This window comes from Streptococcus sp. 449_SSPC (assembly GCF_001073005.1).
Lineage (GTDB): Bacteria > Bacillota > Bacilli > Lactobacillales > Streptococcaceae > Streptococcus > Streptococcus salivarius_F.
This window is the reverse complement of record NZ_JVGR01000029.1, coordinates 24,570-37,832: the sequence shown is the minus strand read 5'-3', so window position 1 is coordinate 37,832 and position 13,263 is coordinate 24,570. Positions and strand designations below refer to the sequence as shown.

Sequence of the window (13,263 nt, the reverse complement as noted above, 5' to 3'; positions counted from 1 at the left end):
AGCACCGTCAAGACTATTTCGAAAAAAATCGAAATAGGGACACAAAAAAAGACCGTTTTCACGATCTTTCTTCTTGAGAATTTTCCCTCATTCTCGGCTGTGTGTTCTCTAGTCAATTACATGGGCTACTACTGCTTATCTTCCTGGGACATATTCGCCAGTGTTGGCATCGTAGTAACGACGTTGGCCGTTGACTGTGACGTAGGCACCTTTAACTTGGCGACCTGATTGGTCAAAGTAAAGGTGTTGGCCATTGATGACTTGTTCGCCTGTTACGGCATAACCATCTGCTCCGAAGTAAGCCCAGACATTAGGCTCGATTTGAGCAAAGCGGTTGGTTACAGGTTGACCGTCGTTTTCGTCATAGTACTTGTAACGACTGCCGACCTTAATGGCCTTGCCTTTGTATTGGATACCATTTTCGTCAAAGTAGTATTCCTTGCCATTGATAGTCCACTTGCCTTTAAGGGCTTGGCCATCAGTATTGAAGTAAGACCATTGGTTTGGTGCAATCTCAGCAAAGCTGCTTGTGACAAGAGCTCCACTGTGGGCATCATAGTAATAAGTCTTACCATCTTCGACAACAGTTTTCCCCTTAACTTGGATACCATTTTTATCAAAGTACTTAAGGTATCCATGATCAGCACGAACTTGGCCGATAGCCAGTGAACCGTCTTGTTTGAAGTACATCCACTGGTCATCACCAACTTGGAGGTAGCGTCCGCTAGCAAGAATACCTGATTCTGGCTCATAATAATATTTGATGCCATTTTCTTCAATAATTTCGCCCTTAGCTTGGCTACCATCTTCCTTGAAGTAATAGAGGTGACCATCAATGTATTGACGTCCTGTGACACGGTTACCTTCTTTATCAAAGTAGTTCCATGCCTTAGTTGCTGGGTTGTAGACAAAGATGCTGCGTCCGATTTCACCTGCTGGTGTGATGTAGCGAGCCTTACCATTTTCAAAGATAATAGAATCTGCACGATTGCTGTAGGCCGTACCAACACTACCATCTTGGTTAAAGTAATAAGTCTTACCATCAATGACACGTGAACCAGTCACAGTATTACCGTCAGCGTCAAAGTAATAACGTTTACCTGTGCTGCTGTCTGTCGCAAAGACGTTACGTCCCATGTCACCAGTTTCAGCAACATAGTAATGCAATTTGCCATCATCTGTACGAACAACGCGATCCTTAGCCTGGATACCAGTTTCACGGTCAAAGTAGAAATGGTGGCCACTCCAATGAAGGTTACCCACTACCATTGTTCCTTGAGTCGTAAAGGCACGAACCTGCTTATGTTTGTCATCAAAATCAACGAAGGCATTCTTAACCATTGCGCCGTCTAGACCGTAATAGTAGGTATAGCCGTTGCTAGCACGACGAAGGGCGTTACGCAATTGGATACCATTGTCAAAGAAATAGTAATCCTTGTTATTGATGTTTTGGGCACCCTTGGTCATCTTACCGTCACCACCGAAGTAATACCAGTTACCGTTTCCGTCTTGAACAAATTCATTCTTAACGGTTTGGTTATCACGTAGGAAGTAAACATCTTGTCCACGACGTTGGAAGACTTGAGTGCTTGTGATGGCACCAGTATCACGAAGTGGTGTTGGCAAGAGTTGGCTGTTGGCTGAGGTATTAAAGTACTGGTTGGTCTTGTCATCACGAAGGACATAGTTGATGCCTCGTCCAAGGATGTTAGTTCCATTGAAGTACTTAGCAGACCATTTGGTAATCTTTTCATTTGTAGGCAACTGTTTACCATTTGAGATTTGCACACGGTTGAAAATAGATGGGTACTTAGCTTTAAGCTCATCAAGGAAGGCTCCACCGTATTTACCTTGATAGTCTGTACCATCTGTACGGGTATTAGCCACATAGGCTTGGTCAATGATTTGATAGCCTACTTGGTGGTTACCATAACCGTTAACACGTGTCGCATTTACCACTTCTTTTCCTGGGAGGTTATAGATTTGGTCTGGCACCCAGTCAGCAATGGCTTGAATACCGTCTTTATGGAGGGCACGAAGAACGTTAAGGAGGTCCTCAAGTGATCCGTATTTATTATTTTGACTCAAGGCCATATCGTAACGGTCATCAAAGGCATAACCATTATCAATTGTTGAGTCAAGGAAGGTACCATCCTTACTTGAAACGTACTGTGGTGGAAGTCCGACTGACGTGATCCCCCAAGCTTTGAGCAAGTCAGTGTTCTTAGCCAAGACACGGTTCATGTAAAGTTCAGGTTGATCGTCCGCAAAGGCTTGGAAGTTTGAGAAGGCTTCATACATGACTTGCGAATCAAGGGCTGCTGAAGACTTGTAAACTTGACCGTCGCTATTGGCACGATTACTTGGCTGTGTGCGTGCATCTTGATTAGCCTTAGCTCCGTATGGTACCCAGACACCGAGGTAACCTGAGACTTGGACATTTTCTACACCGAAAACATCGTTGGCATTGAAGGTCAAGTTCCCATTCCAGTCAGTGCGTTTAAGAAGGTTTTTAGGCACATCAGAATCGTTGAGGTAGGTTGCTATACCATCCTTTGTCGTCAAAAGCAATGGACGATAAAGCTGATTACGGTGAGCTCTACCCATGTTCATCGTTACGGTTTCATTGCTACCTAATCGGAAATCATAGTTGTTGGTCATGATGACACCCATACCTTGCGTACGAGTTTCTGAAGTTCCCAAATCTGTTCTGTTATTGGCACCTTTACCATAACGAACTGATGTCAAGAGGCCGTCATTTCCGACTTTCTTCACTTCCATGTCTTGACCACCAGCTACATACTTGATACGGGCACGTAAGAGGGTGTCGATGGCATCAAAGTAAGGCGTCTTCTTAGCCATGTAGTGACCATCTTCACGGTAGAGGTCTCCGTAATAAACACGTGTTACAGAGTCCTTATTGGTCAACATGAGGGCATAGACAGATGGCAAGTTGTATGACGCATAAGTCTTGTGAGCCTTATCAATATCCTCATTGTAAATCTCGAAGGCTTTCTTGATTTCATCACGAGTGAAATTGTAGCCAAACAAATTTGGATTGATACGATCACGGATGATACGTTGGATAATCGTTTGAGCTTCCGTATCGTGGGCACGGGTGAAAATATAGTTAGCCATACGTTCACCATTTTTATCGTTGGCACCACGTGGATTCAAACTACTATTGATGAAAGCAGTCATGTCTCCAAGCTGCATACGTGTATTTTTATCACGCATCAAGAGGTTGGTAAGGGCATTACGAAGGGCATTGTCAATCGGAAGTTGTGCCCCCTTAGTGTCCTTGTTATAGTATGGGTCGTTGGCAGACCAAGCTTCCAAGTATGACAAGTGCTTAATTGCATTGGCTTCAGACTTGTCAACACCATAGGCTGCTTTAAAGTAATCTGATGCGATTTGGAGCAGGTCGGCATCCACATTGTCCAAGGCATCGACACGCAAACCGTCAAAGTTGGCTGTTGGGTCATTGGCCATGATGCTTCCGATATTCATCATAAAGTGGAGCCAGTTAAGTTGTTCTGCCTGAACTGCTGGGTTTGAGTTATCAATATCGTTGGCAAGCAAGAACTCAAGACCACCGATAGAATTGTCCTTGAAGTACTTACGTGTACCCGTCTGGTTAGTCGGTGTGCGGTTAAGCAAACGATAGTCAGAGTTGGCGTGGCTGGTACGGTTGCCAGTATCACCCTTACTGTTGTTAAAGAGCAACTGTCCACCTTGCAAGTGGTCGTATGAACTATTTTCAGTGCTACTATTCCAACCTGGCTGAGTCTTGATGAACTGGTCGATACTTGTACGCAACCAGTTGGTATTACCCTCACGAGCGATACGTTCTTCAATCTTAGTCTGAACCATCTTGGCAGCTTGGTCTAGACTTTCCTGGCTAGAGTTGGTTGAGAATGATCCTGCACCAAGACCTTGATTTTGCATATAGTTAAGGTAGTTCACCTGAGTTGACTTGTCAGGCCACCAAACCATCAAGAGTGGACGTTTGTCAGCCTCGGTTGAAGCTGTCCAAGTCTTCCCATCCTTGAGAATGCTCTTTGGACGGTACCAAGCATCCGCTGTGATGAAGGTGTCAAGTTGGTCCAAAGACTTGTCATCGTTTTTGTAGAGCTGGTTTCCAGATGAAAAATCTACAGTTGCCTTGATAGGTTCTGTTGAAAATTCATCCTGTGACTTAGTCGCAAGAGCCCCAGTTTCAGCATCAAAGTAATAAGACTTACCATCTTGCTCAAAGACATAGTTCTTACGCACACTACCGTCACTATTGACATAGTATTGTTTGCCGTTAATCCATTGGATACCAGTCGATGTGTTGGTGTTGGCTTCACGAGTTTCTGCCAAGGCACGACGACTACGTGTACGAGCTTCTGTATTTGCCGTATCAGTTGTTGCTGCACGGTCTGTTGTAGCAGCATTAGTATTTGTATCTGTAGTTGTAGCACTCGTATCAGCTGTAGCTGGTTGTACATTTGTACTTGGTGCTGCTTGACCTGAGTTGGTGTCAACTGTTGCTGCGTTTGTGGTAGGTGCTGCTGCTCTATCTGTGACAGCTGTTGTCGTGCTAGTGGCGTCTGCGACAGGTATGTTGACACTAGCAGTATTGGCATCTGTCGCGATAGTTGGTACTACCGTAGTTGCTGCATCATTAGTTGTGGCAGGTGTCTCTTGAAGCAAATCCTGACTGCTATCACCCGACTGATTCGCAGGATTTTGTTCATCGGCCTGAACCTGTTGATCCGCCAACAAGGTTCCACCAGCAACAGTAACCATTGAGAGTGCTGTTACCCCAATTGTCACCCAATTCTTCTTCACTTTATGCATTTTAAAGCGTACTTTTTGTTCCATATTATATACCTTTTTCCCTTATATTATTTCTATCATAAGCTATTTGACAAGAGAATACAATTACACAACTATAATATCAGCTTAATGTATAGCCCCTGGTTTTCTAAGAAATCAGGCTCAAATGAATGGTAGACGAAACGAGGAATTGGTAACTAACGGTATCATTAGGTTATAGCCCCTCCAAGCACTCCTTGCACCCCAACAATCTTAATTTATTTTTAAATAAAAAAACCTTCATTTCTAAGATGAAATAAAGGCTTTGTGGGAGGTATTAGCGAATGACTGTGAAAGTATGTGTGGCTAATGGGTTAGGAGGTTGCGCTGCTTTCCATGTTTGGTAGTCCGAAAAACTCTTGATTGGTGTTTTTAATTATTTTCCATGTACTACCACCTAGTAAAAAAGGCACCTATGGTCTCAATAATTGCATAGAGGAATGCTTTTTTTCGTGTTCTGGAATCTGTTTTATAAAAGTAATAATTCGAAATTAAAAGAAATAATATGACAATGATAATCCAAGCCAAGATAAGCATGATTTTCCTCCTCTAGAAAGTCAATTACACCTCGAGTTTAACGAAAATAGTCCCCCATAACTACCCCTAACTCTATTTTCCTAAATACAACTATAATACCCATTATAACACGGCTATGGCTCCTTCTTTTGAATATGAGAGGGATAAAATTATTAGGATTTAAGCGTGAAAAATCACCTAAACAAACAGCAAAACGTTATCTTCACTAAAAAACCAGCAAACGCTGGCTCTTTCGTCTATTTAATCATCTAGAGTTCTGATAGGAAAATAATAATAGTAATTTATATAGGAAAAGGAAAAATTCGCTCTAGATTTTTAAAGTACATCTTAATTAGCGACGCTGTCTCAATTCACCAGTTTTGGCATCGCAGAAAAGGCGTTTACCACCAACATAGACATAACGTCCTTTCACTTGACGACCTGAACCGTCGAAGTAAAGTTGTTTGCCATTGATGACCTGTTTTCCAGTCACTGCTTGACCTGCTGCGTTAAAGTAATACCAGCAACCACGGCCAGCTTCGACAAAGCGGTTCACCACTTGCTCACCAGTGTGGGCATCAAAGTAGCATTTCTTACCTTGGACAGTGAGCAACTTACCTTTGACTTGAGCACCATTGCTACCAAAGTAGTAAACTTTATTGTTAATGTTTTGAAGACCTGTCACTTTGTGACCATCTTGGTTAAGGTAAGCCCATTGGTTAGCCGCAATTTGAATGAATTGGTTGATGACTGCTTGGCCAGTAACGGCATCATAATAGCGTCCTTCAGCCCAGCCACCTTTTAATTGGCTGTGATCTTTATTGAAGTAATAGAGTTTACCATCAATCACTTTTGCACCTTGAACGAGGCAACCAAAAGCATCCGCATAATACCAGTTGTTGTTTTCAAAGATAAAGCGTGAAACAGCCATTTCACCTGTTTGAGCTGAAATGTAGTATTGCTTGTTGCCTTGTTGCATCATCTGACCTTTGATTTGACGGCCTTCTGAGTCAAAGCAGTATTCTTTACCATTGATGATACGTTTTCCTGTCACAGCGTAACCATGTTCATCTAGGTAGTACCAAGCTTGGTTTTCTTTATTTTGAACAAAAGTATTTACAGCCATATTACCAGTATCAGGGATGAAGTAACGGATACGGCCATCTGAGAAGCGAATAAACTTGTCTTTCGCTTGGATACCTGTTTGTGTATCAAAGTAGAAGGTTGTGCCACACATTTCAAGAAGACCAGTAGCCATGTGACCATAACAATCGAAATAGCGGACATCCTCACGATAACCTGCAAAATCGTAGAAACCGTTGATAGCTTTCACACCACTTTTATCGTAATAATAAGTGTAGCCATCGCTACCTTTAACAAGTGAGTCACGAGCTTGAAGACCATTTTCAAGGAAGTAATAAGCCTTACCATCGATAACCTTTTCACCTTTGACCTTTTGGCCATATTGGTCGTAATAATACCATTGATTTTCGCCTACACGGACAAATGAAGACTTGGCATTGTTCGAATCAACACTTGGTTTAGTCTCGCCTGAAATGATTTGGTAACCTGAGTTATTTTGCTGATTTCCTTGTGAAATGATAGTGACATTAGCATTTGAACCATTTGAATGACCTACTGTCACGTTTGGAAACAGTTTATTAGAATTCGAAACGATAGTCACATTCGGCGTTGTTCCTGAAGCCGTGATGGTGATTGTCGTGTTTCGACCACCATTCCAATGAATGCCGTTTGAGTCAGACGAACTTGTCGTAATTGTCGCAAAACCGCTAGCTGACGATGATGATGACCATGATGATGAAGACGAGTAAGAATACCAAGCTGAACTTGATGAGCTTGAAGAACTTGACGCACTAGCACTTACTGATGCCGAACTGCTACTTGATTGGTAAGCAGAACCCGTTTGTGATGAATTAGAGGTTTGTGTTCCTACTACTTGAGAAGATTGTGACGAACTCACTTGACCAGCTCCGCCACCTACCACAGTCTGTGATGAGCCTCCTGTTGAGGTAGATGATGAAGACTCGTAGCTTGAGTTTGTTTGACTGCCATAGTTAGATGACACTGCTGACAAATGGCCAGCATCTTCCGTCAAGGTTGGTGAGTAACTTTCATTAATCAATGAAGCACTTGACTCAATGCCTGCATCTGTTTGTTCAAAACCGTCACCATTAGGAAGAGACACTTCATCTGCTTGTGCCGATTGATCTGCTAAAAGAGCTCCACCCGCAAGTGCAACCATCGACAGCGTACTAACTCCAATAGTCACCCAGTTTTTCTTGACCTTGTGCAACTTAAATCCAACTTTCTTTTCCATAACATACACCTTTCAATATAACTTTATTTCTCTATACTATGTTAAGGGATTTTGGAAGCGAATACAATTACAGATGCATAACCCTAGTCTCATAAGACTAACCTTCTACCCATAATCCATTTGAAGAAACAAGCCTAAGATATATACCTATAACCTTTATATGTTAGAAAACGTTACTAAAAATAACGTTCGGATTTTCTTAAATTCACACAGAAATTCCGATGTTTAGCCGTTTTAGCTCCCCCTTCATTAGAGGACTGAGTATAGTTTAAAACGAAAGTAAGCAGTTTATTGACGATTCTATTAATCAAACTCATTGTTTGCTTACAATCCACTAGACATTTCGAGGGAAATGATAAAAGAAAAGTACTTGAAAGAAAATACTTCAAGTACTTAAAAGTTTTGAAATTATGTGGAAAGCTGCTGATTTTCAATCTATAAGCTTCTGGGATAGTCTCAAAAATACATTTTCTTATGCCTACTTATCGTTTTCTGACCCAAGCTCCAGTATTGGCGTCATAGTAACGGCGTTGGCCTTTAACCCAGACGTAACGGCCTTTGACCTGACGGCCAGAAGCGTCAAAGTAGAGGTGTTGGCCGTTGATGACTTGTTCACCAGTTACGGCTTGGCCTGAGGCGTTAAAGTAATACCAAACACCGCGAGAAATTTGGATGAAGCGATTGGTTACGGCTTCACCACTATTGGCATCAAAGTAGTATTTCTTACCTTTATAGGTAAGGAGTTTACCCTTGGCTTGGACCCCATTGCCTTCAAAGTAGTAAAGTTTACCATTGATATGCTGGAGACCAACTACCTTTTGACCATTTTGGTTGAGGTAAGCCCATTTGTTGGCACCAACTTGGACAAAGCGGTTGGTTACGGCCTGACCTGAGTCACCATCATAGTAACGGCCGTTGGCCCAGGCACCCTTGACTTGGCTATAATCATTGTTGAAATAATAGTGATTACCATTAATGACTTGAGCACCTTTAACCAACTTACCATTGCCATCGACATAGTACCACTTGTTGTTTTCCGTCACAAAGCGTGAACGGGCAATTTCACCACTATCGCCATCAAGGAAGTAACGTTGGTTATTGATAGTGACAAAGTGTCCTTTAACTTGTCGTCCTTCATTGTCAAAGTAATACTGTTTACCGTTAATGGTTTGTAGTCCTGTCACGGCATAACCGTTGCTATCGAGGTAATACCAAGCCTTGTTTTCAGGATTTTGCGCAAAACGGTTGACTGCGAGATTTCCTGTATCTGGAATGAAGTAACGTGTGCGTCCGTCCGCAAAGCGGATGAACTTGTCTTTGGCTTGAATACCAGTCTTTTCATCGAAATAGAAGGTTGTGCCATACATGTCGTGGAGGCCACGATACATTTGACCGTTGCCATCAAAATAGCGAACATCTTGGCGAGGACCTGCAAAGTCGTAGAATCCGTTAAAGGCCTGAACCCCTTTAGGATCGTAGTAATAAACGTGACCATCACTACCTTGGCGAAGGACATGGCGTAGCTGGAGACCATTGTCTAGGAAGAAGTATTTCTTGCCATCAATGACCTGTTCACCAGTGACCATGTTGCCGTTCTTATCAAAGTAATACCACTGGTTGGCACCGATTTGAATGAAGGTATTCTTAGCAAGGTAGCCACTCGTTGAGAGGTATTGGACCTTATCTCCCACCCTACGGAAACCAGTTGCTGTGATTTCTGTCATTTGTTTTGGAAGGAAGGTCTGACCTGCTTTCAGGTTGAAGTATTGGTTTGTGGCATTATCTTGCAAAACATAGCGAGCCCCAGTACCTTGGATATTGCTTCCATTGAAATACTTGGCTGACCATTGCGTGATTTTCTCATTGGTTGTCAATTTACGGCCATTTGAAATCTGCACGCGCTCAAAGATAGCTGGGTATTTCGCCTTCAACTCATCGAGGAAGGCACCACCGTACTTGCCTTGGAAGTCATTTCCAAAGGTACGTGTTTTAGCTGCATAGAGACTATTGTAGATTTCGGCATTTGGACGTGGTGTGCCGTAGCTGTTGGTACGTGAGGCTGTTACCACTTCTTTTCCAGGAAGATTGTAAATTTGGTCTGGAACCCAGTCAGCAATGGCTGAGATACCTTCTGCGTGAAGGGCACGAAGGGCATCCATGAGGTCTTTGAGTGAACCGTATTTGTTGTTCTTACTCATGGCAATATCGTAACGATCCTCGAAGGCATAGCCATTTTCAATGATAGAATCCAAGAAAGTGCCGTCTTGGCTAGACACGTACTGTGGCGCAAATTCAAAGGAAGTGATTCCCCACTCTTTGAAGAGTTTGGCATTTTGAGCAATGACACGGTTGGTGTACTGACTTGGTGTCTTAACGAAATCTTGGAAGTTTGAGAAACCTTCGTAAATGACCTGTGAGTCAAGAGCAGCTGATGATTCAAAGACCTGCTCACCTTTCTTGGTCGTCGAAGCCTTGGTTCGAGCATCTTGGTTTTCAGAAGCACCTACTGGCACCCAAACTGCCAAATAACCTGAAACTTCAACGGTTGAATGACCAGTGATATCATCTGCTGTAAAGGTCAAGTTCCCTTGATTGTCAGTATAGCGAACCAATCCAGCTGGCACATCAGAATCCTTGAGGTAGGTCGCAAGACCTGTAGATTTGCTGAGAAGCAATGGACGGTAAGCCTGATTTTTGTGGGCAGCTCCCATATTGACCACCAAACGGTCATTTGTTCCCAACTTCATATCTGGACGGTTGGCTGTAAGGACGAGCATTCCTTGGTTGCGTGTTTCGGCAGTACCAAGCTGGTTGGCTTCTTCTGCTCCTTTACCATAACGCACAGATGACATGATTTCATAGCCATTAAGCTTAGTAACCTTCATGTCTTGACCACCTGCTACATATTTGATGCGAGCACGGAGCAGGGCATCGATGGCATTATAGTATGGTGATTTTTCAGCCATGTATTGGCCATCGTCGGTAAAGAGGTCCCCGTAGTAAACACGAGTGATACTATCCTTGTTGGTCAACATTGTGGCATAGGCAGCTGGGATATTGTACTGGGTGTACTTTTTATCAGCCTTGCGCATGTCCGCATTGTAGATTTCAAAAGCCTGTTTGAGCTCATCCATAGTGAAGGTGAAACCATCTGTTTTTGGATTAATCTGCTTGCTGATGATATTGGCCAAAACAGCTTGCACTTCACTATCATGGGCACGCACGAAAATATAATTGGCATCACGTGGCGTGTGTTTCTGCTCACTTGAACGATTGTTAAGAGAGTTAGTAATCACTCGCTCCAAGCTACCACGGTAATTGCTCTTACGCAAGAAAGTTGTCAAAAGCGTTTCACGTAGTGGATTGTCAATGGACAACTGGGCACCCTTGGTATCCTTGTTATATTGATGATCGTTGTAGGACCAAGCTTCAAGGATTGACAAGTGGGCAATAGCGTTGGCTTCATTGTCAGCCACACGGTATTTTTCCTTGAAGTAGTCAGAAGCAATCTGCAAGAGGTCCGCATCCACATTGTCCACCGCATCGATACGAACACCGTCAAAGTTGGCACTTGGATCATTGCCAAGGATAGAACCAATATTCATGATGTAGTGGAGCCAGTTTAGTTGTTCAGCCTGAACAGCTGGGTTAGAGTTGTCGATATCGTTTGCCAAGAGCAACTCGTAACCACCATTTGAACGGTCAATATGGTATTTGCGTGTCCCCGTTTGGTTAGTCGGTGTGCGGTTCATGAGACGGAAATCTGAATTGGCATGACTTGTCGCACTATTATTGAGGAAGGTCAGTGCTCCTCCTTGCAAGTGGTCTTTACCAACTAAGAGATTGTCTTCACTCTCAGAGTTCCAGTCAGGCTGTGTTTTGATGAAGTCTGACATCAACTGGCGAAGCCAAGTGGTATTGCCCTCACGACCGATACGTTCCTCGATTCCTTGTTGAACCGTTTCGGCAGCGGCTGCCAAGTCATAGCTCATCATATCTGTCGTATAGGTCTTATTACCAAACCCTTGTTGACTCATATAGTTGAGGTAGTTGACTTGTGTCACCTTGTCTGGCCACCAAGTCATCAAAAGGGGACGATAATCTTTCTCAGTTGAAGCTGTCCAATTTTTCCCGTCCTTCAAGATCTGTTTTGGACGGTACCAGCTATCAGCCGTCAAGAAATTGTCCAAGTGTTCAAAACTCTTGCTTGACGTATCATAGGCCTGGTTATAAACCGCATAGATAGAGTTATTTGGAATGGCATCGGCACGATACAAAGGTTTACTTTGATCCACCATAGCCCCAGTCTCATCGAAATAATAAAGACGACCATCAAGTTCAATCGCTGTGTTCTTTTTCACAACGCCATTTTCAACATAATACTGCTTGCCATCAATAGTCTTCAAGTTGGAAGCTACTGGTTTATAGTCAAGACTTGGCTGACTTGGTTGGACTGGCTTATTAGGTTGGGACGGTTGACTCGGTTGAACAGGTTTGTTGGGTTGATTTGGCTGCGTTACAATGGTCACATTTGGTCTTGTGCCATTTGGACTTGTCACCGTCACGTTTGGCTTAGGAGTGTTTGGCCCTGTGATAATGGTTACATTTGGTGTCGTACCGCTGGCCGTAATCGTGATGTTAGTGTTGCGGTTAGCATTGATACGAATAGTGCTGTCAGCAGCGCGTGTGGCAATTGCTGGTGCAGCATTGGTCAAGACTCTAGGTCTTGCTTGTTCTGTCACACTTGGAGTAGACTGAGCACTTGTTTGCCCAGCTACTTGAGTTGATGTCTGACCTTGTGAGGCTTGTTCCGTAGTCTGTGTCTCTTGAGCACTAGCTTGAGTTTGCAAAGAAACTGCCACTTCCCGACTGGCAACTGGACTAGTTTGTGCTTGGACAGTTGCCTCTTGGCTGACTGCACTTGTCGCCTCCTGAGAGCTTGTTTCGTGACTTACGCTGGCTGTTTCTACTGCTGACACACTTGCTTGAGCACTAGCTTGCTCAGTAACAGTTGTTGTCGTCACTAGACTGGCAGTCCCATCCTCACTCAGTTGCTGCAAGCCATCACCGTTAGGTGCGCTCGTCTCATCGGCCTCTACTTTTCCTTGAGATAGGAGGCTTCCACCTGCCAAGGCAACCATTGAGAGAGTGGTCACCCCGATAGTTACCCAGTTTTTCTTAACCTTGTGTAGTTTAAAACGTACCTTATTTTCCATCTATATCAATCATCCTTTTTCTGTTGTTGACTCTACTCTATGATATATTCAGACAAATTACAAATAGGAAAAAATCATCTTCTTTTCATAAATCTCTGCCACAAGCTCAGTTATATTAACTTTGATTAGCGAAAATGAGACCTTACACTTCATGTAAGGTCTTAAATAGAAAGTTTTCGATTCTCAAACACCTTCAAACGCTTATCCTTAAAGACTTTTCAACATTAAAGCAAGCTTCAATTAAGCTTAAGAGATAGCAAAACTATGAGAGAAGTAGACCCTAAAAAGACAATTCTGAAAAGAAAATTTTAGATAGAAAGACTCTATTTT

At 43.1% G+C, this 13,263-nt stretch carries 3 protein-coding genes; all 3 read right to left on the bottom strand.

Annotated elements, in window-relative coordinates:
- Positions 1 to 135: 135 nt before the first annotated feature.
- Complete coding sequence (locus ADH51_RS06275; protein ID WP_048675252.1) at positions 136 to 4,869, bottom strand: glycoside hydrolase family 70 protein; 4,734 nt, start codon at positions 4,867 to 4,869, stop codon at positions 136 to 138.
- Positions 4,870 to 5,731: 862 nt separating this feature from the next.
- On the bottom strand, positions 5,732 to 7,717 hold the full coding sequence (locus ADH51_RS06265; RefSeq protein ID WP_048675250.1) for a KxYKxGKxW signal peptide domain-containing protein: 1,986 nt from the start codon (positions 7,715 to 7,717) through the stop codon (positions 5,732 to 5,734).
- Between the two features lie 482 nt (positions 7,718 to 8,199).
- A complete protein-coding gene (locus ADH51_RS06260; RefSeq protein WP_048675248.1) occupies positions 8,200 to 12,933 on the bottom strand; it encodes a glycoside hydrolase family 70 protein in 4,734 nt (1,577 codons plus the stop codon).
- Positions 12,934 to 13,263 lie beyond the last annotated feature (330 nt).